General features: G+C 49.3%; 26 protein-coding genes. 8 read left to right on the top strand and 18 right to left on the bottom strand.

Features of this window, described 5'->3' with window-relative positions:
• Positions 1–4: 4 nt before the first annotated feature.
• Positions 5–1,636, bottom strand: a complete 1,632-nt coding sequence (locus tag ACFPK9_RS04940) for a SpoIIE family protein phosphatase (RefSeq protein ID WP_377093652.1) — start codon at positions 1,634–1,636, stop codon at positions 5–7.
• Positions 1,637–1,761: 125 nt separating this feature from the next.
• A complete protein-coding gene (locus tag ACFPK9_RS04935) occupies positions 1,762–2,922 on the bottom strand; it encodes an acyltransferase family protein (RefSeq protein WP_377093650.1) in 1,161 nt (386 codons plus the stop codon).
• Positions 2,923–3,033: 111 nt separating this feature from the next.
• On the opposite strand from ACFPK9_RS04935, the gene menD reads away from it, so the two are divergent.
• The 3 genes from menD to ACFPK9_RS04920 all read left to right on the top strand — a co-directional run bounded on the left by menD (position 3,034) and on the right by ACFPK9_RS04920 (position 5,684).
• Positions 3,034–4,596, top strand: a complete 1,563-nt coding sequence (gene menD, locus ACFPK9_RS04930; RefSeq protein WP_377093649.1) for a 2-succinyl-5-enolpyruvyl-6-hydroxy-3-cyclohexene-1-carboxylic-acid synthase — start codon at positions 3,034–3,036, stop codon at positions 4,594–4,596.
• On the top strand, positions 4,596–4,838 hold the full coding sequence (locus tag ACFPK9_RS04925; protein WP_377093647.1) for a hypothetical protein: 243 nt from the start codon (positions 4,596–4,598) through the stop codon (positions 4,836–4,838). The genes menD and ACFPK9_RS04925 overlap by 1 nt, the downstream gene beginning before the upstream one ends.
• Positions 4,839–5,054: 216 nt before the next feature.
• A complete protein-coding gene (locus ACFPK9_RS04920) occupies positions 5,055–5,684 on the top strand; it encodes a YcbK family protein (RefSeq protein WP_377093646.1) in 630 nt (209 codons plus the stop codon).
• Between the two features lie 56 nt (positions 5,685–5,740).
• On the opposite strand, the gene ACFPK9_RS04915 is transcribed toward ACFPK9_RS04920, so the two are convergent.
• The 16 genes from ACFPK9_RS04915 to ACFPK9_RS04840 form a co-directional block, all read right to left on the bottom strand.
• On the bottom strand, positions 5,741–7,510 hold the full coding sequence (locus ACFPK9_RS04915) for a protein kinase domain-containing protein (RefSeq protein ID WP_377093644.1): 1,770 nt from the start codon (positions 7,508–7,510) through the stop codon (positions 5,741–5,743).
• A gap of 94 nt (positions 7,511–7,604) precedes the next feature.
• Positions 7,605–8,033 carry a hypothetical protein gene (locus ACFPK9_RS04910; protein WP_377093643.1) on the bottom strand — a complete coding sequence of 143 codons (429 nt, stop codon included), beginning with the start codon at positions 8,031–8,033 and terminating at the stop codon, positions 7,605–7,607.
• 2 nt (positions 8,034–8,035) lie between these two features.
• Positions 8,036–8,719 carry a hypothetical protein gene (locus ACFPK9_RS04905; RefSeq protein ID WP_377093641.1) on the bottom strand — a complete coding sequence of 228 codons (684 nt, stop codon included), beginning with the start codon at positions 8,717–8,719 and terminating at the stop codon, positions 8,036–8,038.
• Entirely contained in the window at positions 8,719–9,390 is a 672-nt protein-coding gene (locus ACFPK9_RS04900) for a hypothetical protein (protein ID WP_377093639.1), read from the bottom strand. The genes ACFPK9_RS04905 and ACFPK9_RS04900 overlap by 1 nt, the downstream gene beginning before the upstream one ends.
• Before the next feature lie 100 nt (positions 9,391–9,490).
• Positions 9,491–9,961 carry a hypothetical protein gene (locus ACFPK9_RS04895; RefSeq protein ID WP_377093637.1) on the bottom strand — a complete coding sequence of 157 codons (471 nt, stop codon included), beginning with the start codon at positions 9,959–9,961 and terminating at the stop codon, positions 9,491–9,493.
• 9 nt (positions 9,962–9,970) lie between these two features.
• Positions 9,971–10,384 (bottom strand): type II secretion system protein, encoded by a 414-nt coding sequence (locus ACFPK9_RS04890; RefSeq protein ID WP_377093635.1) that lies wholly within the window; start codon positions 10,382–10,384, stop codon positions 9,971–9,973.
• Positions 10,385–10,387: 3 nt separating this feature from the next.
• Entirely contained in the window at positions 10,388–10,792 is a 405-nt protein-coding gene (locus tag ACFPK9_RS04885; RefSeq protein WP_377093633.1) for a hypothetical protein, read from the bottom strand.
• Between the two features lie 19 nt (positions 10,793–10,811).
• Entirely contained in the window at positions 10,812–11,966 is a 1,155-nt protein-coding gene (locus tag ACFPK9_RS04880) for a type II secretion system F family protein (protein WP_377093631.1), read from the bottom strand.
• Positions 11,959–13,653 carry a GspE/PulE family protein gene (locus ACFPK9_RS04875; RefSeq protein ID WP_377093629.1) on the bottom strand — a complete coding sequence of 565 codons (1,695 nt, stop codon included), beginning with the start codon at positions 13,651–13,653 and terminating at the stop codon, positions 11,959–11,961. Before ACFPK9_RS04875 ends, ACFPK9_RS04880 begins: the two co-directional genes overlap by 8 nt.
• Positions 13,650–14,195: a hypothetical protein gene (locus tag ACFPK9_RS04870; protein ID WP_377093627.1), complete on the bottom strand. Its 546-nt coding sequence runs from the start codon at positions 14,193–14,195 to the stop codon at positions 13,650–13,652. Before ACFPK9_RS04870 ends, ACFPK9_RS04875 begins: the two co-directional genes overlap by 4 nt.
• Positions 14,196–14,224: 29 nt before the next feature.
• Positions 14,225–15,988, bottom strand: a complete 1,764-nt coding sequence (locus tag ACFPK9_RS04865; RefSeq protein ID WP_377093626.1) for a type II secretion system protein GspD — start codon at positions 15,986–15,988, stop codon at positions 14,225–14,227.
• A gap of 196 nt (positions 15,989–16,184) precedes the next feature.
• Positions 16,185–16,721, bottom strand: a complete 537-nt coding sequence (locus ACFPK9_RS04860) for a hypothetical protein (RefSeq protein WP_377093624.1) — start codon at positions 16,719–16,721, stop codon at positions 16,185–16,187.
• Entirely contained in the window at positions 16,703–17,236 is a 534-nt protein-coding gene (locus ACFPK9_RS04855; RefSeq protein ID WP_377093623.1) for a hypothetical protein, read from the bottom strand. Before ACFPK9_RS04855 ends, ACFPK9_RS04860 begins: the two co-directional genes overlap by 19 nt.
• Positions 17,237–17,261: 25 nt before the next feature.
• Positions 17,262–19,199, bottom strand: coding sequence for a hypothetical protein (locus tag ACFPK9_RS04850; protein ID WP_377093621.1), 1,938 nt, complete (start codon positions 19,197–19,199; stop codon positions 17,262–17,264).
• Positions 19,200–19,301: 102 nt separating this feature from the next.
• Positions 19,302–19,661: a type II secretion system protein gene (locus ACFPK9_RS04845; protein WP_377093620.1), complete on the bottom strand. Its 360-nt coding sequence runs from the start codon at positions 19,659–19,661 to the stop codon at positions 19,302–19,304.
• A 53-nt stretch (positions 19,662–19,714) separates the two neighbouring features.
• Entirely contained in the window at positions 19,715–20,968 is a 1,254-nt protein-coding gene (locus ACFPK9_RS04840; RefSeq protein WP_377093618.1) for a type IV pilus twitching motility protein PilT, read from the bottom strand.
• A gap of 334 nt (positions 20,969–21,302) precedes the next feature.
• Between ACFPK9_RS04840 and ACFPK9_RS04835 the strand changes: the two genes are divergently transcribed.
• From ACFPK9_RS04835 to ACFPK9_RS04815, 5 genes are read left to right on the top strand one after another with little or no spacing between them, the layout of a single operon-like run.
• Positions 21,303–22,775: an O-antigen ligase family protein gene (locus tag ACFPK9_RS04835; protein ID WP_377093617.1), complete on the top strand. Its 1,473-nt coding sequence runs from the start codon at positions 21,303–21,305 to the stop codon at positions 22,773–22,775.
• Positions 22,776–22,825: 50 nt separating this feature from the next.
• Positions 22,826–23,227 (top strand): hypothetical protein, encoded by a 402-nt coding sequence (locus ACFPK9_RS04830; RefSeq protein ID WP_377093616.1) that lies wholly within the window; start codon positions 22,826–22,828, stop codon positions 23,225–23,227.
• A gap of 47 nt (positions 23,228–23,274) precedes the next feature.
• On the top strand, positions 23,275–23,928 hold the full coding sequence (locus ACFPK9_RS04825; RefSeq protein ID WP_377093614.1) for an ATP-binding cassette domain-containing protein: 654 nt from the start codon (positions 23,275–23,277) through the stop codon (positions 23,926–23,928).
• Positions 23,928–24,701 (top strand): hypothetical protein, encoded by a 774-nt coding sequence (locus tag ACFPK9_RS04820; RefSeq protein WP_377093612.1) that lies wholly within the window; start codon positions 23,928–23,930, stop codon positions 24,699–24,701. Before ACFPK9_RS04825 ends, ACFPK9_RS04820 begins: the two co-directional genes overlap by 1 nt.
• Positions 24,698–25,552, top strand: a complete 855-nt coding sequence (locus ACFPK9_RS04815) for a hypothetical protein (RefSeq protein WP_377093611.1) — start codon at positions 24,698–24,700, stop codon at positions 25,550–25,552. The genes ACFPK9_RS04820 and ACFPK9_RS04815 overlap by 4 nt, the downstream gene beginning before the upstream one ends.
• Positions 25,553–25,702: the final 150 nt, after the last annotated feature.

The following is a 25,702-nucleotide window of genomic DNA, read 5'->3' as shown; positions in this document are numbered from 1 at the left end:
GGTATTATGATCGTCTGAGAATGAGCATGCTAATGTCGTCTAAAATTTCTTTATTGCCAGCATGGCTGAGGACTTTGCGGTAGACTGAATCGACGATTTGCTGTGGCGGTTTGTGGATTTCCGCTTTTACCCATTTTATGATTTCTCTGCGCTCGATCACCTTTCCTTTGTGGTTTTCGACTTCCACAATGCCGTCTGAGTATACAAAAACAGAGTCATCTTGAGCGAGTGCTAAAGATTGTAGTTTGAATGATTTTTCACTTAGCAATTCAGAGGGTAGCAGGCCGATTGCTGGGCCTCCGCCATCGATGATTTTAGCGCTTCCTGTTTTGCTGAAGAGAATGGCGGGCTCAGGAGATGCTTTGATGTACTCAAGGGTGTGGAGGTTGGAATCAAGTTTGGCATGGAAAGTAGCGGCAAATCGCCCTTCCGGAAAAAGGTCGTGTAGCCGGCAATTGATTTCAAAAAATGCTTTATCGAGTGGAAGTGCGCGATCGGAGAGAAGCGCTTCTGACTGGGTGTGGAATATGGAAGCGAGGAGTGCTGAGGAGACACCGTGGCCAGACATTTCAGCGAAGGTAAAGCTGAGCATGTGTGGGGATTCTTCAAAATGCAGGTAATCACCCCCGATGTGCTGTGATGGCTTGCAGAGAAAGCCAATCTCATAACCCGAGAGCGTTGGAGTTTTTTCGGGTAAGAGTGATTGGTGAGTACGCTGGGCGAGTTGATGTTCATTTAGGCGTGTGTGTTTGTCCTCTTGCAGGGAGTTGACTGCTTGGAGAGCTGCTGTGACGTCGGTTGCTACTCCAATGACGCCAGTAATGTGGTCGTCTTCACGCATGGGGGTGTACCAAGTTTCAAAGGTGCGACCTGAAGATTCACGGATGGTACTAAAGCTTTCACCGCGTAGAGCTTGGTGGAAGTCGTCAACAGTAGCTGGGAGCGAGTGGTTAACTTGTTCGATGGATTTTCCAATGATATCTGGTGGGCTGTCGTGAAGTTTCGACATGCCCATTCCTTCACAGACGGTGAAGAGGCCACGTCGGTCTAGAGAAAAGGTAATGAGGGGGGAGGCAGAGACTACGCTGTGTAGGCGTTCGCGGTTCTCACAGAGGTCGTGTTCGATTCGTTTTTGATGAGCTCGGTTAATTTTGGCGATTTTAATTAAGGCGATGAGAATAAGTGTGAGCAAGAGGAGGAGAGCTAGGTAAAAATAAGTATAGATGCTGCGGTTACTTTTTTCGGTATAGATGGAGCCAATTTTTTCAGATTGGTGATAGATCGGTTGTTCGGAATGGATGGTTCGGATTAAGCCAAGATCGGTTAGGTATTGGGCTATTTCTCCGGGTGTTGTCGAGTTGGTATAACTGACAAAGGGATCTCCGTTTGCGTGGGTGACTTTGAGCGAGTTGAATTCGTTTTCTTGAGCAATAAATTTTACATATTCTTGCGCCGATTTGTCATCGATATTCCAGAGGCAGGGGGAGAGGAGTTCGCTGTAGTGTTTCGTGTCTAATTGTGCTTCTCGCTGCACATGGCGTTCGTGAGCGATGATGAAGAGGGCAAATGCCACGACAAATACGAGACCTATATAACTGATGTATCTCAGGTTTTTTGCTGGAGTCAGGAGTTGCATGGAGGTGCTAGATTAAGGGAGAGGGGAATTCTGGGAAAACTACTATAGGAAGTAGTTGCCACAAAATACAGGAATAATTGCAACTAAGTGGGTTGCCAGACATTTCGTGGAAGCAGACGCTGGTTTTACTTTTTCTTGCCACGCCAGAGCATAGTCGGTCTTTCGATAAAGTAATAGGGGAGCAAGCAGCCGATAATAGTCAGAGCTGTTAGGACTGCTAATGGTAGTAAATTATAGGGCCAGCTTCCTTTGCTGTTGCCAAAAATGGGCGTGATGAGGTGATAGAAGAGCGAGTAGAGGATGGCTCCATGGAAGAGGTAAATGGAGTAGCACATACCACCGATGGTGGAGACTAAGGATAGTGAAAGAAGCTTGCGCAGTAGATTTCCTCGGAGCACGCAGGTGAATGCTAGGAGGAGGAGAAGTGCGAGCCAAGATTGGAGTGTTGGTAGTTTTAAGGCGAGGGGGATAGCGAGCCAGGAGAGGGCACCTATCGAATCCCAAAGCCAAGTGAGCTTTCTTGTTTTGTCTTTCCAGAGCGAGATATAGAAGTCCCCTAGCATGAGGCCGGCTAAGAAAAATTGGAGTTGGCCAATAATGGAATGCGACCAGAGTGGGCTGGAGTGGTGGTGGTTAAGTTCACCAGAAATGCGCTGAACGAGGAAAATACCTGCGGTAAGAATTGCGGTTCGTGCGGCGAGGTTTTTGACTTTAAAAACGGTGCAGAGAAGGGGGGCCAAGAGATAGAACTGGATTTCAATTTCGAGGGTCCAAGAGACAAAGAGGATGGGGTTGAGTGCGCCGTCGTAGAAGATGCCGTGAGAGTAGAGTAGGCCAGCAGCGTAGCGTTGGAAGGCATCGGTAAGCGAGAGGTCTCCACCGAGGGCGAAGAGTAGCCCGAGTGTGAGGGCGATGCAGTATGGAAGGCCAATTCTAACAACTCGCCGCGAGTAGTAGGTTTTTAGGTCTACCGGTTTTTTGCCTTCTAGAAAATGTCCAGCAAAGGGAAGAGCGAGGACGAAACCACTGATGACGAAGAAGACTTGAACACCAAACCATCCTTGGCCTATGGCGAAGTTTAGCCAATCCCAGCTGACGGGGAAGTGAGGCCAGTTAGGGATGGGATTTGCAAAGAAAAAGAGATGGGCGTGGTAGAGCACGACGGCCATAATAGCGATAAAGCGGAGGCCATCGATTTCAGGAAGGTAGGAGCCAGAGCTTGTGACACGGCTGAAACGCGAGAGGAAGGCGTTCCATTTTGAGGCGTCATTGGTGGTCTGGTTCATAGCTTGGGAAAAGATTTGGCAGATGCTAGTCTGCTAGTGGAGAGCGTCCAGTGCGGAAACAAATATCTTTTCAGGCTTTGTCATTGAGGTTGGATTCGCTAGAGAAGGTGCGTGAAGAATGCGGGAACAGCCCTTATTGAGGCATGCTTACAGGCAGGTGTTAGAGAGTACGTAGTATGTGCTGGGGCGAGAAACCTAAGTTTAGTGGAAACGCTGATCAGCAGTGATGATGCAGTGATTTGGTCGCACTTTGAAGAGCGTTCGGCGGGGTTCTTTGCCTTAGGGCGGTCGATGGATTCGCGAGAACCTTGTGCTGTGGTAACGACGTCTGGCACTGCTGTAGCTGAGCTTTTACCAGCTGTGATTGAGGCGTATTACCAAGGGCGTCCACTGGTGCTGATTACAGCTGATCGTCCGGCGGAGTATCGGGGGAGTGGAGCACCGCAGGCGATTGAGCAGGTGGGGATTTTTAGTAATTACGTGGAGAGCTGTCTCGAGGTAGATGCGGAGGAAGAGGCAGATTTATCAACATGGTCTGGGCGCATGCCTATTCATTTGAATGTGTGTGTGGAAGAAGCCGAGGTCGCTCGACCAGTGAGTGTTGGCTTGGGGCAGTTCAAGCGCAAGAAGGACAATTTCGAGGTGAACAGTCTGGTCCATTTTTTCGAAAAATTCTGGTCGGGACTGGTGGTCTGTCTTGGTGGTATTGAGCCAGAAGATAGGGAAGAGGTTTTTGGGTTTTTGAAGGAAATCAAAGTGCCAGTGATCGCCGATCCTACTTCAGGTCTTCGCGAATTGCTCGGGCCGCTGGTGGTAGCGAGCCCTGAGAAATTGTTGGCGGAAAATAAGCCGGCATTGGTGTTACGGATTGGTGAGGTGCCGGTGGGTAGGTTTTGGCGCGACCTTGAGCAGTCTAAAGATATTGAGGTGTTCTCGATTTCACGCACTGGGTTTTCGGGATTGGCGCGTGAAAGTTCTGTGATTCATGGAGATGTGGCACGGGTGTTAGCCGGTTTGGGTGAAGTTGGTGAGCTAGGCGATGCTCTAGATTTGTTGAGAGAAAGTCGCCGCCGCTGGGGGCAGATTGATCAATTGTTAGAAAGCTATCCAGATAGTGAACCAGGGATGATTCGTACCTTATCGGTATATGCGAGTGTGGCGGAGAGCCTATATTTGGGAAATAGTTTACCGATTCGTGAATGGGGAGAGTTTGCTCAACGAGAGTATCCGATTGAACATGTGCGAGCGAATCGAGGAGCAAATGGAATCGATGGGCAATTGAGTACTTGGATCGGTCTAACTCACGGTCTCGATGATGCGTGGTGTGTGGTGGGAGATTTGACAGCGATGTATGATATGTCTGCGCCGATTTTGTTAGATGGCTGTGACGGTAAAGGACGGGTAATCGTCATAATAAACAATGGCGGTGGTCGTATTTTTGAACGCTTACCGCGGGTCAAGAAGATGTCTGAATCAACTCAGGAGATCGTGGCAAATGCGCATCAGGTTAATTTCCAGAAATGGGCAGAAATGTGGGAGATGGATTATTTAAAAGCGACGAGTGCGGACCTAGTGGAGATAGAAGGTGGTGAGAAGCCCTTGGTGGTAGAGCTAGTGCCGGATAGAGGTCAAACTGAGGGCTTTTGGGCGGCCTATGATCGGTTGAGTGAGTAATGAGAGATTCGATTCAAATAGCCCGTGCCATTTTGCATGATAGGGGGACTCGTCGAAAGTGGCTGCTGGGGACGATGCTCTTCGCTGTTGCTTTGGTAGCTTTTGGAACGTGGATTGGAGATGGGTGGGTGAACTCTAGTGCGGAGGTGTTTGCGTGTTATTGGTTTGGGGTCTTTGGGACGGTTTGTTTCCTTCTGCTATTTGCGCTTTATGATTTATTGAAGGCAATGAAGGGGGAGTGATTATTTACTGCTAAATAGGTGCTCGTGATGGGTGGTTTTTTAGGCTTGCGAGTTCTGGGCAGAGGGCGAATTTTAATAAATTCTGGTCATCTGGGGGAGAGCAATTACAATAAACGTCACTGTTTCTGGGAATTGTTTAAAAAACTTCAGAGATTACCAGAAAAGTTAAATTAGTACGGAATCGGCTATTTTCTACTGGTAAGCTCGAAGCTGACTGTGCACAAAAGCAAAGGAATGAAGAAAGAAATCAGCAAAGAAGAAAGTCAGCGAGCGTGCGTGAGCCGTCGTCGTTTTCTTGGCTGGGCTTCAGCATTTGCTAGTTCATTATACATTGGATTTGAGAATGCCCGAGCTGGTTGGTTTTATTCTACCAAGCCAGTAGAAGGGATTCCACAGTCTTGGGTGGATCAGAAGGGCTTAGATGTTTTGCGTTACGCAAATTACATCAAAGGTCTCAAGCTGGTGAATGTGACACCACGGATGGTGCTGTCACCACATTTTAAAACACGTGGTAGGACTGGGAATAGTCTTCCTCCGCGTTATATGTGGAAGAACATCGCGCCGATTTTGAAGGTGATTGATTTAATGGCGAGTCGGATGAAACGTCCGGTTGATGATTTACTCTCGATTTATCGCAGCCCTGCTTATAATCGTGCTGTGCGCGGAAAGTCGCGCTCGTATCACATGCAGAATATCGCAGTGGACATGCGTTTTAAAGGCGTGAGCCCGCGGACGGTTTCGGCGATTGCGCGGCGATTGCGTTCCGAGGGTGTGTTCAATGGTGGGATCGGGACTTATTCCAGTTTTACCCATGTGGATACACGTGGTTCGAAAGCAGATTGGTAAATCAAGCAAGTTGCCTTTAATGGCCCAAACTTACAAGGTTGCTAGCTCAAGTTGAGCTAGAATGATGGCAACTTAATGTTTGAGAGATCGAGGTGTGGGATTTGTAGTTCAGGGACAGAGAGTTTCCAATGTTGCCAATTTCCAAGGAATTCAAGCTGCAGTACACTGACAGCATCTCCTTCATAACGATGACTGGTCGCGTAACCGATGAAGGCGATGGCGAGAATCATGAGAATGAAGCACTGCGCACCTTTACGTGGACGGACGATAGCAAAAATAAAATCGCTAATAAGGGGAAGCGCTATTCCAGCAATGAGCCATTTGGTGTTTTGCTGTTTCATACGCACGCGATTGAATATGAAGGCGAAAATGAGTAAAATCCCTGCGAGAGCAAGCAGCGCTAGTTGCCAGCTGTCTTGTTGCCAATAGATAAAACCGGCGGTGAGGAGAGAGCTGATAGTAAGTAGGGTAACTTCTACGGAAATGCTGGGGTCCTCATCTTCTTCAAAAAAAGCAGGTTGTTGGAGCTGTGGACTCTTGAGAGCCTGTTGCGCTTTGACTTTCGCGGTGTTGCGAAGACTTACAGGCTTTTGTTTTTTCGGGCGGGGAGGCATTTTTTTGCCTTCGGAGAATTCTTCTTTGAATTCTGGAATTTGGTTCGCTGGAGTCCATTGGCCGATGCGTGGGTGCCAGATTGTATCATGGGGCTGGACATATCCTTGGGCAATGAGTTCACAAATTTTTGTAAAATGGACAGGGCCTTTTCGCTCATTCTCAATAGAGAAATACCAGAGGGACTCTGGGCGAGCTTGTTGATAACGTTCGGCTATCGGGATGTTGGAGTGTGGCGCTGAAGTTTTCTTAGGTTTCTTTTTTGATATTTCAGCTTCGTATTTTTCAGAGAACCGCACTTGTTCTGTCTTCAGCCCTTGTTTGAGAGCGGATAGATTGTAGTACATTGTGCGGTTTTTACCTAGGCGCTCGGTGGCATCAGAAATCGTTTTGAGAATGTCGAGATCGGGCAGGTCTAATAGATCGCTGAGAGCTTCTTTAGCGCCTGCGGGACGTTCATCGAGCTTTACTTGCATGAAGCCATGTATCCACTGGCAGAGGCTCTCGGGTAAGTCTGAGCGCAGCTCGTTTATTGGAGTGAATTGGTTTTGCATGTGAGACGCCATGACTTGGACTGGCGAGTCACCTTGGAAGGGGAATTCTGAGGTTAGCAAATAGTAAAAGATGCAGCCGAGTGAGTAGAGGTCGGATTTTTCTGAGCACTCACCAGAGTCCATAGTTTCTGGCGACATGAAGTGGATAGAACCCAAGAGTTTCTTGGTCGATTTTTTATCCGAGTCATCACGGGAAGGGGAGAGGCCAAAGTCGAGCAGTTTGGTCTCGTAGTTGTCATCATCGAGCTTACGCATCATGATGTTGGTCGGCTTGATGTCGCAATGCAGGATGTCATTGGCATGCGCTGTTTGCAGAGCGCTCAGCAGCTGGGGGGCAATGAAGAGGAACTGAGGTAAGGTGAGTGGTCCGGCTTCGAGGTATTTATCGATGGTGAGACCAGAGACGAACTCCATGATGATTTCGCCGCCATTTTCGTTATTCACGACATCGTAAATGGTAACGATATTTGGGTGATTGAGGCCCGCGAGGATTTTCGCTTCAGCGAGAAGTTGCTCTTTGAGATCTTGGTTGTCTTCGAACTTTTCAGCTTTGAGACGTTTGATCGCGACATCGCGGTCGAGTTCGGTATCGTGTGCTTTATACACGCTACCAAAGCCTCCTGTGCCGAGTAGTTCGATAATTTGGTGTCTCTCGTTCATTTTCTAGGAATGTAAGCCGAAAGGTGGGGGCTTTCGGAATGTTGAGTATGGAATACGTTCAAATACGGAGCATTTGTTTTGTATCCAAGGGGAATTATCTGAGTGGCGGGAGGAGAGGGCTTATGCCTTGTGCTGGGCTGGGAGAAGTGGTTTGGGTGTCACGCTCTGCGCGCAATGGTCTAAAACTTTCACTATGTGTGTCGAGCCTGAATTGGATAGCATTGACTTCACGATTGAGCTCGGACTGGTGGATGAGCATTTGTTCGTATTGTGCACTTAACTGCTGGAGTTGTTCCTGCACTTGGCTCAAGGCAGTGGCATCAAAATTCGCTGATATTGCGAGATCGTTGTTGTCGTCATTATCCTGGGTAGAATGAGAACCGCTATCGGTCAGCGTGTTTTGGGTGGGATTTACACCTGCAGGAGCGAGGTGAGAATTGGGGTCTTCAAAGTTATGATGGATGCCTATGCCTATCGCGATGCCAGTGATGCATGCGCAGACAATCGCGAGTAGGTAGTTCATGGTTACTTTTTAGGTAGTGAATTCACTAAGAGTGTAAGTTTTTCAATGCTTGAGTCAAGGGAGCTAGAGGCGGAGGAAAGGGTTTCGGTAGCTGAGAATAGACGGGCGGAAACGCTGTCAGTTTGCTGGTAGCCTTGGTCAGGATTGTAGCCAGGTTCTACGGCTTGGACGATGAGTGGTGAGTCATCAGGGACGAGCTTGTGAGGAATGACTGAGAGTTTGAGTTTTTTGCCATTTTTGAGTGATACTTCCATCGGGTATGCTTCACTGGCAGGAGCGGGGGTGTAACGCCAGCCACTCGGAGCTTTTTGTTTCGGTTTAGGAGCCCATGGAGACTTGAGGGTGACATTGCCGGATGCACTGGGTGCTAGCTCGATTGGGCGTGGGATTTCCGTTTTTATGAAGACTGGTGTTTTGGGAGTGAATTCTTCTTTGATGACTTTTTCTGGGATTTCAGGCAAGGGTTCGACGTCTTGAGAGATGGAGCTGTCATCCAATTCTTGAGTAAATTCACTTTCTGAGTCATCCGTATTCTCAGCCAGTTCTGCTTCTTCCTGCATGATTGCTGCAGCAGCCTCTTCGAAGCTGATATCATCTTCTTCGACAATGATTACTGCAGGTGACTCTTGAGCAGAGGCAAGTAAGGGGAAGGAAATGAGTGTTGCGATGAGTGTGCGCGTTTTCATTATTTAGAAACTTTGATGGTTTGAGCACTGTTTTCGTTGAGTAGCGCGGGGTTGTTGGCGCTCGTTTGCGGGAGCGATGGGCTATCAGCACGGAGAGCTTCGATGGGTTGGGCGGATAGCAGGAGGGAATTCCAAGCTGCTTGAATATTCTTTCCGTCTTGGTGGAGTTTCTCGATTTGTTGTTGGTAAATTTTCAGAGCGCGGAGCACGCGTTGCGCCTCGCTGGCTTGATCGGGGCCGAGTCGCAGTCCGCGAGTTTGGTAGATGACTGGGACTTCGATGAGGACTCGCTGGCTTTCAGAGCCGAATTCGGCAGTGACGACGTGTTGGACGCGATCGTTGGTTTCTTCCCAACCGAGTTTATCGGCGGTGCTGGGAGTTTCTGGTAGTGGGATGCCGTCTAGTGAGTCGGTAGAAGATGTCTGGGTAGCTGGAGCTGATTCTCCGGGTAAGGAGTTCGAGGCTAGCGCTTCGAAGCTGTTGACTAATTCAGTTGGGGCTTCTGTTACTTCATCAACTGATTCTTCATCGATAGCGGTGTCTCCTGAAACGATGATTGTTTCAGATGGTTTGGTGACGTAGAGATAGCAGAAAAAGACGGCACTGAGGGTGCTGAGGATGAGCAGAAATTTATAAGTGAGCGTGATTTCGCTCTGCGGAGTCTGAGACATGGAAAGGAATTACTGTGTTACGAGTTTGGTTTTATAGGAAGGGACGAGAAGTTACGAGTATTCAGTTCGCGCATTTTGAGCGGAGGAGGGTGAGTAGATCTCATCGGGCTCGTTTAGCATAGGTGATGACGACCGTGTCGGAGAGCGGCGGGAACTGAGTGATGGTGAGCTTTTGCTGAGTGACGGCGATTTGTTTGACGAGGTCTTCGGTGATAAGGCGAGCTTGGAGGCCTGGTTTGATGGCTATGTTGCCTTTATCGTCCTGCTCAGAAATGCCGTCGGCACGATAGATTTCATAGCTGTGGAAGACTGAACCTAGTCCCTCTTGGTAGAGTCTAAGTTCTTGGCCGTTGGAGTAGACTCGATAGATGGTGTTACGCAGGGGGATGGAGCGCGATTTGGCGGAACGCACGCGAATAATCGAGTGCACTTGGTAGGTGCCGTAGAGTTCAAAGCTCTGGGGTACTTTGTTAAAGTCTTCGACTACTAAGGCTGCTGGAGGGGCCGCTTGTAGAGGTAGAATTAGGACAAGAAGGAGAGCGCAGAGGTAGCGCATCGCAGACAGTATCATCTCGGAGGGTTATTTGCCTGCGTCCCAAACCCCATTATTGTTAGGCGGGGAAGGGTCGTAGCCATTTGCAAAGACAGGTGGGACTTCTGTGATGGTGATCACCAGTGGAGTTCCGTCTAAGTCGTTAATGACTGGCATCGCTCCATTGTAGCTATCTGGCAGGTAGGGGATGATCTTTGCAGTAGTAAGGTTACCTTTGGATTCAGTTGGATGGTCAGCGAGGTAGAGCCGCTGTGCTTGGTAAATCGCTTTGAGGTCTTCACCTGCCTCGAGCCCAACTTTCCAATTTTTATAGGCTGATACTGAGAAGGTGGTTGTGGAAACGAGGATGATGAGAATGCTCATCACCACTGAGAGCTCCACTAGGGTGACCCCTGATGGATGAAGCTTTTGTTTATTGGGGGATTGAGCTGAATATTTCATGATTTATTTTCCGAGAAGTTCTATGAGATCTTGTTTCGCTTTAAAGAAGAATTCGCTTTCGAGGAATATCGAAATTTGTATGTAGAGGATGTAGGCAATGACAAGAGCCACAGCCCACCAAAAAATGCGAAAGGTGAAGCTTTTTTTCTTATTATTTATGAGCGGATTATACCAATGACTACCTTCAGCAATTTTGGTAGAAAAGACGGAGCCAGCATGGGTGAGTTGGGCGATTAAGCGTTCTGCGACTTGTTTTTTCTTTGCTATGAGCAGGTATTGATAGTTTGGCGAAGTAATTTCAGAGACTTTGACACCCCGAGGAAGTTTTTCGGGGAGGCTGACCACTTTAATGTGGTGTTCGTAGACGAGGTTTTCCCTTAGCCAACGATCAAGTTTTGTCTGAAACATAATGCTCTTCAGTTTATGGTTACATAGCTTGTTGCATCATCTCTGGTCCCATCAAGAAGACGGGCATGAAGACGGATAAGAATACGAAGGCGACAAGACTGACGGCCCCGCCCATCACGAAGAAGTTGAGAATATTAGTGAAGTCCTCCATATGCTGGTCACAGTCATCTTCATACATTTGTGTAAGCATTGAGAGTTGGACGCCCATGGATGCAGATTTTTCACCGATGGCAAGCATATGGACGACTTGATCATCGACCGAAGTATATTTGGTAAAGGCTATGGCAAGTGGGACACCGGCTTTTTCATATTGGTCGGCAGCTTGCAGTAATTCATCGTGGAATGGAGTGCCTTTGACAGCGGTTGCAGAGGTGCGAATGGCTTTGGCCATATTAATACCATTAGAATGAAGGAGTTTGATCACACCAAGGAAGGTTGCTTGTCTGACACCTTGGATGAGTTTGCGTAAGATTCGGATCTTAGACATAGCTAGAACAGTGACTGTCTGGCGGAGTTTGTCGGAGAGAACGAAAGCTAATACGATTGCAATCAAGATACAGACGCCTAGTGGCCACCATTTTATGACAAAGTCACTCAAGGTGAAGAAAAAGCGTACCGGGCCTTGAGGTTCGTAGTCACCAGTGACCACCATGTCTTTAATTTGTGGGACAATTTTTGTCTGTGAGTAGATAAAGGCGATGATGAGACCGGGGAAGACGAATGAAGGAATGAGAACGATCTTGCGGATTTGTTTCTTAAACTTCAAGTCAGTTTCGGCGCGCTCGGCGAGATCTTTGAATGCTGAGTCGAGTTTACCGGAGTCCATGCCAGCTTTGATGAGACCGAGGGTCATATCGTCAAAACGTTTGCTGCGCCTAAAGGCGTCATAGACCGAGATACCTGAAGCAATATCATCTTTAATTTTTATAAGGGCGTCGGCCATAACCTTATCTGGGAGGCCGTCGGCATAGTACTTGAGAGCATCCGCTGTGTTGATTTGTGCACGGAGCATCGAGGCAACGCCTTTATAGAACTGAATCAGCGCCTTGGTTTTGAACGTTTTCGGCTTATTTGAGTCAAGGAAGGGGATCTTGATTTCTTTTTGGGCGAGACTTGTTTTTTTAGGTTTCGCCGTAGCATCTGCTGCTACTGATTGAGATTGTAGATTACTCATCGTATGTCATATCAATTACTTTACTGACGGCATTGAGGTCAGTTTTTCCGGCCTCAAGGAGTTTGAGACCACTACGGCGGAGGTTGGGGAGAACACCCTCTTCAGCGATTTTCACTTCGAGGTCATATGGGGAAATTTCTCCTTTTGAGAGTTGGTCTGAGGTTTTGGGAGTGATGGGGATGATTTCTAGAATAGCGGTACGTCCGGCATAGCCAGAGTTTCGGCACTCTTGGCAGCCGTCAGGGTTCGCCTCGTAGACTTTTTTATGAGCCCAGCTATCGTCTAATTTAAAGGTTCTGCGGTCAAGATCTGAAAGGCCATCAAGTTCGATTTTACAGTATGGGCATAATATTTTCAGGAGACGTTGGGCGCAAGCAGCTTTGAGAGTTTGGGCGATCTTCCAGCGTTCGATCCCGAGCTGCTCGAAACGTTCAATAATTTGTGAAGCGCGAGCGGTGTGGACAGTGGTAAGAACCTTGTGACCGGTGACAGCTGCTTCGATGGCGAGTTCTGCCGATTCCGTATCACGCACCTCACCCATAAGTATAATATCGGGATCAGAACGCATGAATGAAGAGATCATCGGCTTAAATTCATCTGCCGATTTCAAGTCACAGTGAGTGATTCCAGGGACTTCATCCTCCACAGGGTTTTCAAGTGTGAGAATATTGACTTCAGGCCGGTTGAGCTCGCGCAACATCGCGTTTAGAGTTGTCGATTTACCCGAACCTGTCGGTCCACTCATGACAATAATTCCAGCGGGAACTTTCATTACCTGACGAACAGCGAAGAGGGTCTCGTCATCGAAAGCGAGAGAGCCTTTTCCGAGCGTCACATTTAAGTGACCCTTATCTAACAGACGCATTGTTACATGGTAACCGCGGTAGGTGCGATGGCGTTCGTAACGGATATCGATGGGGCGATGGAAGTAGGAAATAGTGAAACGACCAGAAATACCACAGGCTGTGGCACGGATTTCTGTAGGTAGATTCATTAGGTTGAGCAGGAAGGCGTCGATCCTGTCTTTCAACTTCATAGGGAGTTCTCGCTTGGCCGAGAGGTCACCGTCGACGCGGAAAGAATAATAGAAGGTCTCTTTTTCGACCTTAAAGTGAACGTCAGAGGCGCGTTGTTTGACGGCATCCGCCATAATGTTGGCGGTGAGTGCTGCCATTGGTTCTTCCCACTCGGTGGAGGTGACATCGAAGTCTTTTTTGTGCTCTTCGAAGTCTTCGACGTCAATTTGCTCGAGTTCCGACTGACTTGGACCGCCTCCAGAGGAGGAGGCTTCGATGGTACGTGAGATCTCAGACTTGAGAGTGACGATCTTAGCGATTTCGAACTCAGGGAAGCGCTGCATGATGTACTCATCGGCAGAGGTGTTCCAAGGGTTAACAATCGCAATCAGGAGAATGTTGTTGTGGAGGCAGAGTGGGGTGAAATCGCCACGGGTGAGAGTGGATGGGTCACATTTTTCGAGCAAGGAGCTATCGCAAAACTCAGCGACCTTGGGGAAGAAAGCTAGGCCGTTGAGCTGGGCCACAGCCGCCATGAAGGTGGTTTTAGTGACGCGGTTTTGAACTTGATCGTGAGTGATTTCCGCAAATTCTGGATCGTGCGCGCCGAGACTTTGCATGAGCTGCTTAGAGATCAGCTCGTTGAATTGAAGACCATCAAATTCGATCATCGGAGAAAGTGTTTTGCATTGAGAGCTTCCCAGGATTCGTAGTTGAGACGAACGCAGGTGATGTAGGGGAGGAGTCCGAGAGTATCACTGACGTAGGCGTGGACGGCTTGGGCAAATATGGTACAGGTCACAGGGTTGATAGAACCCACGCCGATGACGTCGGCATCTTCATTGTAAAGGATAGGGCACTGGAGTGAACGTGCGAGTTCGAAGAGTGGTTCATGTTTTTCGTAGAACGCAGATGGAGTCATCATTTTTGACGCGAAAGGCGCCGGAGGCATGACGGGGGTGACGAGTGAGGCAAGCACGGCGCTCCAGCGCTCGATACTTGCCTCGTATTGGGAGTGGTCGTCATCCTCTAGAGCCGCGAGCCTGAAGAGAGGCTCGGCGGCGAGGCCTTGTTTCCATGCGCGCATGCATTGGTCTGAGATAGCGAAGACTTCTTCTTTTGAGGCGATTTGAGACTTCATGAAGATATCAGAGCTCTGCTGAAGGGCATAGCTATGCCATTCAGTGACCGCGTTACTTTCTGCAGAGTTCATGCTAATTGCGTAGAAACGGATCTTAGGAATTAACGTCTGTGGCTACGGCGTTTGTTGGTAGTTGGCGCAGAGCTATTTTGGTTGTTGTAGAGACCACTTTCTTTTTTGATATTATTCCAAGTACGATTGAGATTTGGTTTTTCGAGGTCGTAGTTGGCTGGATCATCCCAAGTTGTTTCTTTGTCGCGCACTTGAAGTGTCGACTCGAGACGATTGTGGGTGCGGTGGTGGGACGCGTGATTCTCTGGTGAGTAGCTGCTTGGAGTGACTACGAAGAGCAGGCTGGATTGAACCTTAGAGGTTTCCTTGCTCTTGAAGAAGAAGTTGATCACTGGGATGTCACCGAGAAGAGGGACTTTGTTTTCTTCTTCGGTCTCAGATTCTTGGAAGAAGCCACCTACGATGAGTGAGTGGCCGTCTGGAATACGAGCAATGGTAGTGAGAGTGGACTCACGCACTTCTGGGTAGAGGTTACCAGTTTGAAGGCTTTCGACCTGGCGAGTGACGCTAGCAGCGCGTGGGCGCATACTGAGGCGGATAGTGCCGTCTGGAAGAAGTGTTGGAGTGACGAAAATGGTGGTACCAATTTCGCGTGTGTTTTCAGGATCGGTAGAGTCCTCTTCATCGATCTTGTAACGTACTTCTTCAGTCACGGTTGGGTTGCCACCAGAGGTGTTCTGAGTGGACTCTGTGGTAATGATAGGAATACGATCAATCACAGTGATAGATGCAGCTTCGTTATCCTCGGTAATAATCACTGGATTATTCTGCAATTTAATAATTCCGCCTTCATTGAGTGCTGTGAGTGTGGCGCTGATCGCATCTGGAGAGAGTACGAGGTCTCCAGCTGAGAGCGGAGCGACACCACTGGATGGGAGACCTAATAAGTCATTAATTCCCAAGGAAATATTTAGTGGTACTGTTGAGTCAGGTCCGAGGGTGTTGGACCAGTTGACGCCGAGAGACTGGCCTGCTGAGGTGTTGACTCGGTAGATTTTGACTTCTACGACGATTTGACCTTTAGCGCGATCGATACGTTCTAGCAGGCTTTTGACGCGTTCGACTTTGTAAGGGGTGTCAATGACGATAAGAGTGTTGGTTTTCTCTTCGTAGTTGACGATGCCTGTGTTGGGGCTGAGGAGTGGTGAGACGAGTTCGCGGATATGCTCCTTCATATTGGATGAACGGAGGTAGCGAAGGTTGTAGTGCCACTCTGTAGCAGGAAGCTGGCTTAGCTGGTCCTTGGTAAGCGCATAGATGGTGTTTCCACGGCGATGGAGTGAGAGGGCATTATTAAATGCGAGGTCTTCCATCTGGGTGATAGCGTCGCCGTCACGGAGGTAGCCATTGACTTTAAATTCTTCACCGGCAATGCGGTTGTTATGGAAATAGGAAAGTCCAGCATCGCGTGCGAGCACTTCGAATACGGTGTTGAGGTCTGCATTATTGAGGCGCATGCCGTCTTCGAATTCTTCCTGTTCTGGGGCAGCTTCAGCGTTATCTATGGCGACTTCTTCTTCACCTGGCAGAACTGGTGCTGCAGGAGCAGGTGGTGCTGTGGGTGTTTCTGCTACAGCATCAGTGGTATCGGTAGTTTCTGTGGTCGCATGTTCTTCAATGGTGGCGACGGGTGATTTTTCCGCGATATCAGCTGGCGTGGCGCGATCTGAATCTACCGCAGGAGGTGCCGCTGGTGGAGTTGGAGTAGTTTCCTCTTGGGCGTATGCTGTCGCGGAGTACAGCGCGAAGGCAGCAAGAGTACTGGGTAGTAACTTGGATGTGTAGCTTCTCATGGTTTTGTGTATTATTAATATGTATAGGAGATTAGTTTGTATTAGATAGAATAGCTTGTTAGGCGGCAAGTTTATTCTATGAAGTACATTCGACTCAACTGAAAGCGAGTGCTATACTTGTATGTTATGTTGTCGCGGTTCAGGTGTGGAGTAGTTTTTTGTTTCTTGGAGGGAGATTGAAATAAGGTGAGTATATTTATTGATTGAGGTCGTGAGTTTTTGTGTTACCTTCTAGGTCGATTTCTTGATCGGAACCGAGAGGTAGGTCAGGGAGGTTATCCATATCGAGAGAGATGAGATTCTTATCATCGGCATCGTAGAATGTAACGCGAGAACGAGTGATCGATGTGACCTTGAGGGGGAAGGTTTTTCCTTTGACGCTGACTTTGATGGTGTCGCCACGGAAGTAGGGTTGGCCTTCGATGATCATGCTGCGGCCGACGATGTTTGCTTTTTTAGCGAGTCGTGCGATTTCGTTTTCGATAAGGATGCGCTGAGTTTTTGGTTGGATGGTGATCGTACGCTCTGGTGTTTTCTCTTCCACCTTTTTGTTGGGATCGAGTGGGGTGCCGAAGGGGTCGAATGTGCGCTCGTTGAGTAATAGTGAAGCTTTGCGAGCCTCGATGAAATCATCGATATTGGCTAATTCGAAGCGTGCGCTCTGATCTTCAGCAAGTAAGCTGACAGGTAAAGCGAGGATCGAAGTGAGGGTGATTACTTGGCGAGTTCCCATGAGATGAAATTGAGGTTGAAGTCGTAGAGATTATTGCTTCTGGAGGGTTTGATGGAAAGTTTGGTGAGCATGGTCTGAGGGAGGTGCGACTCTAGGTGTAGGAGGCATTGTTGAACCTCGCCGTAGGTGCCGCGCAGGCCGTAACTATAGGCTGAGTACTGTGATTTGACCCCGAGGTTGGGACGGCTGTCGCGTTTTTGGCTGGTGAGGGTGAGAGTGTCGGATTGGTTGGCCGATTTGATGGATGAGTCGAGTTGTTTATTGAGTTTAGCGAAGCTGTCACCGAGCATGAGGTCTCGCCATTGCTCTTGGTGCGCTGCATAGCCTTTTTGTTTCCTAAGCACCGTGAGTTGCTGGTCGAGCATTTGGTCTTCTTGGTAGGATCGCTTATTTTTCTCGAAGTTGTTGAGAGCTGTGGATTTGACAATGCTTATGATAATCCCGAGGACGAGCACTATGGCTAGGGGGATAACTAGCGAGAAAATGCTGATCGACTGTATGTAAAGTTTCTTCATTGGGACAAGTTAGGCAAGTAGGGGGTTATTTTGCGGGAAGGGTGAGGGGGTCCTGGTTGTTGAAACTCTGTCTGAGTGTCATGTTGAATTTATAGGGAGAGGAATTTCCGTCGCGGCCTGATGCGGAGTAAGTGATTCCGATGTTGGCGATGGGCGTGCGGTTGAATAATTCCGGATTAAAGGAGCTGTCGCCGGTGTTTTGCTTGATTTGTTTAAATACCTCTTCGATACCTTGTCGGGTATTGAGTTTGTCTAAGAGGTCTTTTCCTTTATTGTTCGCGGTGCCAGTGATTTTCCAAAGGCGAGAGACGGGGATCTTTTTGTTCGAGGCATCAGCGGGTGTAATTTTTGCATCGTATTCGAAATTGCTGACAGTGACGCCGGAATTTTCAGGAAAGAGAGCGGGGAGAACCTCCATGGCAGTCCAGCCACGGGATCGGTCGCTCAGTAGGGTATTGAGATGAGAAGAATCACCGGCTTTTTTCTTGAGCATCATGATCTCGTATTGCGGGTTGTACGAGACGTATCCCCAAGCAGGGTCTTTAGTCGCGGAAAGAATGTCCCAGCCGGATTTGAAAGCGACGAGGGCTAGAGCTGCTACGGCAGCGATTTTGAGGAATTTGCTCCATTTGAGGAGCTTCATTTCTACCTGGGCTGGGTAGAGGGTGGTTTCTTGTTCAGAGGGAGGGAGGAAGTCTTGGATTGGCCACATTTCTTCGACGAGGGTTTTGAATGTGTGGTTTTCTGCGAGGACGGAATTACTGGCGGAAGGAGGGTTGGTGGTGGAAACGACCTCGAGCCGGACTTGAGAAAGCATGGCGACGGCGGCCATGTCTTGGATTTTCCAGGGGCGAGTGACTCCGGGGATGGCAGTATCGCTGTCAGCATCTTCTGCGGGAGTTGGTTCGCTCTCGAGTGCAGTTTGCGCAGTGAGGTCGGACCATTTCCAAGGACGGGTCATGCCGAGGCTCTCATTTTTTCCTTTTGCGGCGGAGGGGGCGGTATGGATGTGGAGCGCTGAGCTGGTGGGGCTTAGGGTGATGACTTCAGAGTTCGGCAGCATGCTGGCAAGGGAGTCAGTCATGCCCATTGGGGCGGCGCCAGCCATGGGGATAACGAAAACGTGTGGGTTCTCAAGTTCTAAGGAAGTAGCGCTGGTCATAATGGCGCTGGCCGTTTGGGGGGAGAAGGGGACATTGCCGTGATGCTGGAGGGTGCGGATGAGGACGAGGTCTCCGTGAATGTTAAAGTAGCTGAGGACGGAGAAGCGCGGGTAGTGGTGGATGGCGACGAAGCCATTTTCGGGCTTTTGTTCAAGGAGCCAGGGGAGGGCTGCAATCGCGCAGAGTGGGGCACTGATCGCACGAGTTTTTATCGGGATGTTGTTGCGGTTGCCGTAGCCGCGGAATTCTTGGAGCAGAGCTTCGTGGCGGCGGGTGAAGGAGATGGCGGTGGCGAAGGCTTGGCCGCTGGCGGCGCCGGGGTAGGGGAAGAGGCGCCAAGAATGGGTGGTGTTTGATACTGAAGCGTCTTCGAGGACTGCACGGGGATCTTGCTGGATCTTGAGGCGGAGTGTATCGATTTCCGCAGGGTTTTGGTGTTCTGGTCCGGGTTCGGCAGTGGCGAATTCGTCTGCGACATAGAGGATGACGCCTAAGGCGGGGTGTTTGGTGTCAGAAAGGTGTTCTTTTACAATGCCATCGAGGACAGGCTGGAGGAGAGTGGGGTCTTCTTCCATCTCTACGGAGATGTTGGGCCCCTTCGCCCACTCGCCTGTGGAAGTGGTGCGGATGTAGGAGATGGCGCCTGAATCTGAACCGACAAAGATGTGCAGCTGGAGGTCGATGGAAAACGCATCTGCGTACCAATTCGGGTTGTCGACGCGGCTGGTTTCTTTGGCTAGTTTTTTGGCTTGTTTAAAGCGTCTTCCTAGGGAAAGGGATTCAGGTTGGCTGATGGTCATGCTTTTATTACAGAAGTGTGAATAAAATAGGGTGGAGGGCAATAAAAATCCCCACCTCTGGAAGGGGGTGGGGATGATGTGAGTCTGTGTCAGACGTTTTAGTTATTTAACGTGAGTAGCATCACCATCACATGACACTGTTGCATCACCTGAAGTGCCCCATGCAATAGTATATGCACCACCTGTGCTTGGACATGTCGGAAGTCCTTGTCCAGCCATTGGTCCAGAAGTGTCTAGATCCGCATATAGTAGGTTTGCCTGTGAGATGTTGGCGTATGATTCAACAGCTTTCTCAATGTTAGACTGAGAGACGATACAGGCTGCTCTACTTGCAGAAGTGCGGTAATATGAGGCTCCGACGAATAGCACAGAGATAAGAACGAGGATGACCGCGATAACGACGGAAAGCTCGATGAGAGTCACACCCTTAGGTGCCTTGTGGATATTAGTATTCATTTTCATGGTATGTATTTCTTTTATGGTTTTGTTTATATATTGGGGGGATTTGAGGATGTTTAGTCGTCGCCAGATTTGGCGAGTTTGGCATTCTCAAAAGCTTCGCGGGAGATGAGTCCCTGCTGGAAGAGTCTATAAAGGTTGTTGTCCCACTGGACGTTACCGGAGCGGCGGATAGCATCTTCGAGGGCGGAGGCTCCTCGGTCGTAGGCGGCGATGGCGGCGCCGACGGAGTCGTCATTGTTATTGAGGAACTCGTAAGTGAGGACGCGGCCGTGGACACCGGTGAGGAGTCCTTGGGAGTGGATGAAGATCATGATTTCACCGAGCCGGTTGAGGATAGAGGCGTGCTTATCCTTCGGGTACATCTCGAGGATACGGCCCATGGTTTTTACAGCGCCGGTGGTGTGGAGGGTAGAGAGGACGAGGTGACCAGTCTGGGCTGCTTCTAGGCAGGTGTCCATGGCTTCGCGGTCACGAATCTCCCCGAGGAGGATGATGTGCGGGGCTTTACGGAGGACATCTTTGAGGCCCTGGCGGTATGAGGTGACATCGCGGCCGACTTCTTGCTGGGTGACGATGGATGGTGCAAGGGTTTTCATGCCAGGCACATCTGGGTCATCCATGTCGTGTGGGTACTGGTACTCGACGGGGTCCTCGATGGTGACGATATGTTTGGAGTGGTGGCGTCGAACCCAATCGATAAGGGAGGCGAGGGTGGTAGATTTGCCTGAGCCAGTGGGGCCGGTGACGAGACAGAGGCCAGCGCGCTTGAGGACAGAGCGGCGGAGGGACTGAATGGTGTCTGGAAGGATGCCGAGAGATTCGAGTTCGGGGATGTTGTCGTTGAGGATACGGCAGGTGATGCCGAGGCCAGGAGCTGAAAGGTGGGTCTGAATACGGAGTCGGCCAGAGATTTCGCCGTTGTCGCCGTATTCGATGCCATTGCAGGAAAAGTCGTCGACGAGGCGTTCTTGGAAATTTTCTACAGCCTCTTTGATGTAATCGCGCTCGTGATCTGGGTCGCCGAAGCCGTGGGAGTCGTCTTCTTTGTTATCGAGAAGGGTTTGGTAGACGCTGAGCATGGCGTCTGGGGTGAGGATGCCGAGGTGTGGGAGGGCTTCCATGCCGTGATGGGTCTCGATGTAGGGGGGACGGTTTGCGCGTAGCTGGATGTCTGAAACGCCTCTTTGCTGGCAGGTCTTGAAGATGATGCGGAGAATTTCTTCACCAGTCATGTTCTCCTTGAACGATTGTGTCCCTTTTTCGGTTGGGAGAGGTGGAGGGCTGGGTATGTTTACTGCTGCTTCCATGGACTGAGGAAATGCTCTGAGGCTGTGTTTCACATAAAGCACGAGAATGGCTGTTTTGTGAAGGTAAAAGTGTGTTTGGTGTGTTTCTGAAGCCAAGGAGTGCTCCAAGTGATAATGAATCTACTATAGGGTTGTTTATGGCTTGGCAATCTAAAATTGAACATTCTTGCTATTTTTGATGGCGGATAGCGGATGGTTTTAGGTTGTGGTGTTTTTTTGGGTGAGCGGGGTGTCAAATGTTTGCAGGTCAAATGTTATGGAGTGCATCGCGTGGTCGCGATGGGGGGTGTTTTTGCTTGCTAGATGGAGAGGTGGGGTATTTATGGTGCGTTTAATGAATTCTTTGAATCGCGAGTGTGAAGTCTCCTCTGATCATGATTTTAACGAGGGTGCTGGGTGTTTGAGCTGGGGGAGATGGGTTGTTGGGGTGATTTGTGTAGGGATCGTGATGTTGAGTTTTTCAGCTGGTGGGCATTTACAGATGTTGATTAGTCCTATGGTGGCTTGGGTTTTGATGGGGGTTTTGCTTTTATTTGTGCTTGGGAGGGTATTGCGTGAAAGGGAGATGATGGGGTCTTCACTGAGCTTAGTGTTCTTGCCGTGGTTGATTTATGTGGTGGTGAACTATTGTTGCTTGTCGTTGACGCCGTGGTATGGACGTGTGGAGTTGTTGGGGTTTGGTTGTGCTGGGGTGGTATTTGGTTGTGTGATTTTGATGAGAGGTCGGGATGTCGAATGGTTAGGGAAAGGGGTTATGGGGTTTGGGGTGTTGGTGATTTTCGTGACGATGTTTCAGGAAGTGATGGGGGCGTCATGGCATCCAGTAGGGGGAGTAAATTCGATTCGGGCGCAGTATGGGGAGAGATTGTCGAGTGTTTTTTCGATGCCGAATTCTTTGGGGTGTTGTATGTTGTTGGTGCTGCCTTATTTTTTGTTATATGCGTTTTGCAAGAGGAAGTGGCAACTGAGTTATGGTCTGGGGGCGGTAGCTTGTATGTGGGCGCTACATGCTAGTGTGAGTCGGGCATCGGTTTTGATTGCAGTGCCTGTAATTTTGTTGTGTTGTTATGTATCTGGGGTTTCGTGGAAGTGGCGAGTGTTGCGGGCGGTGTTGGTGTTGCTGGTGCATGGTGGAATGTATCTGGTGGTGGCTAGTGGAGGAGAGGGGCAGGAGCGGTTTGAGAGGTTGGCAAAATCGGGTGGGGAGGTGACGCGAGAGGTTTATTTTGCAGCTGCACATGCTTTGTTTGAGAGTGCGCCGATATTTGGAGTGGGTTTGGGGAATTTTCAGGTACTATGGGATCAGCAATTTCCGGTGAACCGAAATCATGGTGAGTATTTCACTCATTCGGATTATTTGCAGACCTTATGTGAGACGGGGCTTGTGGGGGCGGGGCTCTTGTTTGGTGCGGTGGCTTTGGTAGTTTTGAGGGGCGCGCGCAAGATGTGGGGGGAGCGTAAATGTTTTTCAACAGATAAGGATTTATTGGTGAGGGTGGCTTTGTGTGGCTTACTTGGGTTTGGGCTGTATCAACTGGTTAATTTTGAGAGCAAGGTGTGGGCGAATTTTTTTGTGTCTGTGATCTATTTTGCGGTATTAGTGCGTTATGGTTCTCGTTGTGTACAGTGGCGGTGTGGCAGAGGTGCAAAGTTAGGAGCGCTAGGTGTGTGGATCGTATTGAGTGTGTTTTGGGGCGGAGCTTATAGGGACACTCAAAGTAGTTATTCATTTTCTAAGGGGAGTTTGGCATTGAGTCGGGTGCAGGGGGTTCATGGGATGGGGCTTCGGGGCCCAAAGAAAAATTAGCTGAGGCTGAGGAGGGGTTTCGTAAAGCAATAGAGTGGAGAGAGGATTTCATGCCAGCGCATTGGTTTTGGGGGAGAGCAAGGATGTCGCATCGGTTCTATGGTGAAGAGTGTATTGAGGCTGTGGTGGAGTCTTCAGTGAAGCATTATGATAAAGCGATAGAGTTGTGTCCGCTGCAGTGGAGGTTGTGGGCTGAACGTGGGATGAGTCTGGCGCAAGATCCGACGCGGGTAGAGGAGGCGCGTGAGAGTTTCTTGAGGGCTATTGATATCGTTCCTGCGCATACGAATGCTCTGATCTATTATGCGCGTTTTCTGGAAGCGCAGGGAGAGGAAGAAGCATTAAGAAATGTGTTGGAAAAAGTGTTAGTGATTGATGTTAGTATGCAGATGAATGGTATTGTGGCGCAGGAAATGTTGGATAATCTAAATGCAACAAGTGTGCGAAAATAGAAATATGAGCTTGTGGTGGTGGTAGATCTGGATAGTTTTCGAAGTCGATGGCTAGAACAAGTAGGATTACCATCCCCCCAGAGTTTGAAATAGGCTATAAGAAATCAGCTATTGCGGTGAGCAATGAGGCGATTTCTTTAGAGACGGGCACGCATTATTTACTGGCTCGTAATGGTAGAGGGAAGACGACTTTGTTAAGGACATTGGCGGGAAGTTTGCAGGCAGTTTCGGGTAATGCTGAGGTGGAGGGGTTTGTGCAGTACATTCCTGAAGATATTGAATATGATGCTCACTTATCTGCGGAGGTGATTTTAAAGACATTGGTACCTAAGGGGCGGCGGGAGGCTTGTTTGGCCTTTGCGGACAAGGTGGAGCTGGATGTGAAGAAGAATTATCGGGATTTATCGACGGGGAACAAGCGGAAGATAAGCTGGTTGATGGCGGAGTTTTGCTGTGATGTAGCTCGCGGCAATGTGCTTTTGCTGGATGAACCGTTTACGGGCTTAGATTCGTATGTTCGCGAGGCATTTATGGAATACTGGGAGGAAAATGAGGAGGGGGTTTGTCGATTAGTGAGCTGCCATCCGGATTTTGATAGTATGGCGATTAATAGTGCGGTGATTATCTCGGAAGGAAAGATTGTGGCATCGACGAGTGCAGATGGGCAGAGCTGGGGTGAACTGAAGGAGGGACTGAAATAATGAAGACGCTTTTTCAATTATCGCTGGTGACGGCAGTGAGGCAGAAGTCGGTATTTATCGTGTTGCTGCTGTTGATCGTGGGGCCATTTGTGTTTCAGCAGATGACGAACTATGTGGCGGATCCGAGTGTGCTGGCGCCAGCGCGAGTGCAGGCGACGTGGCAGTTGGCATGGCTGGCAGGAAGTTTGTGGCTGGCGTATCAGGCGGCTAATCTGGGTGGTGAGCATGTGCGCAATAAGTTGGGTGAGTATTTTCTGAGTCGCGGGGAGGGGAGGTCGAGCCAGATGCTAGCGCTGACGCTGAGTGTGGGTGTGTTTGGTGTATTGATCGCTCTGATCTCTGTACTGATGAGTGCGTTTGTGGTCACAGCGGGTGTTGGTGAGGGTGAGGCGTATAGTCACTGGGTGGTGCTGAGCGTGCAGCATGCAGTCTTGATGTTATTGGTAGTGCTGCCGGTGGCGCAATTGGCGATCGCTTTAGCGAGTCGATTTGGTGCATTGGTGGGGTATACTGGGAGTGTGTTTTTGTATATTCTAGGGTTTTATATGGTGCTGGCGGTGGAGAAGCTGGTGATCGCGAAGGATACGTTTTATTTTGATTTGCTGTATGTGGTATTGCCGCATTTTTATTTGGCGGATCTGACGCATCGTTTCATCCACCAGCAGGGAGCAATGACCAATGGCGAGTTTTTTGCGGTGTTTGAGTATCTGGCGGGTTGGGGCATTTTAATCAGTGCGGTGAGTTACTTTATTTTTACGCCTAAGAAGAAATGAACTCTGTTATAGTTATTGTTATAGCGGTGCTGGGTGTGTTCTTGATTTCCGATGGTCGACGGCGGGTGGAGCATTTGATGGCCGAACGCGAGCTGAATCCACTGGAATTGAAGGAGAGTCCGTACGGGGAAATTATCGGTGCGGCGCTGCAAGAACCGGTGCATTTGCTGGCGCATGGCGGAACGGGGCATGACCACCATCATGGAGAAGGGCATGAGGGCTGTGCTGGTTGTTCTGGCTGTGCGGTGACTTCTCATGAGCACGATCATGCAGAGATGGTCGAAGTGGAGGGGGGAAGTCCATGGCTGGCGCAGCGTAAGTCTGCTTTAGCGAGTTTAGGGAGTATGATTCGCCGGAATCACAACCCGAGTGGACGGAGTAGGGGGGTGCGGGAGTACGAGCAAAAGCGTATTCAAGAACTCGTAGAGTTGGCGTATGAAATGGATCCGACGAACCATGGGAATTATGCGATGTATGTGACTTTTGAAGGGAATCGTGGTGGCTTTGAGAAGATTTTAGAAGTTTCTCAGAAGAGTTTAGCGATGACTGAGGGGAGGCTCAATGACCCAAATGATGCTTTAACTTCGGCAGGGGCGGCGGAAATGATTTTGATTTATCGGAATATCAAAGCTACACGTGATGAAGTGGAGAATTCTGAGTTAGAGACAGATTATGTCTTTTTTGTGGAGAAGACGAAGGAATATGCTGAGGCTTTTGATAAGGCGCTGGCGGAGGGGAGGCTACAGCAATTTTCTCAGGAGAAGGTGGATGAGATGATTGAGATTTATAGTCGGTTTTCTTATACGATCCGAGTGTATGGTGAGCGTGTTGAGGAAGTGAGAAGGAAGTGAGAGGGAAGTGAGAGGGAAGTGAGAGGGAAGTGAGAGGGAAGAAGGAAGATTTTAGATTTTTTTGTGGGGAGTGGAGTGTCTAAGGTTTGAGGGGTGAAGGTGAGAATTTGCACCGCTTGGTTGCGATAGAAAATAAAAAACGCGCGGTCG

Source organism: Rubritalea spongiae (assembly GCF_042652385.1).
Taxonomy (GTDB): Bacteria; Verrucomicrobiota; Verrucomicrobiia; order Verrucomicrobiales; family Akkermansiaceae; genus Rubritalea; species Rubritalea spongiae.
This window is presented reverse-complemented; position numbering and strand designations above follow the sequence as displayed.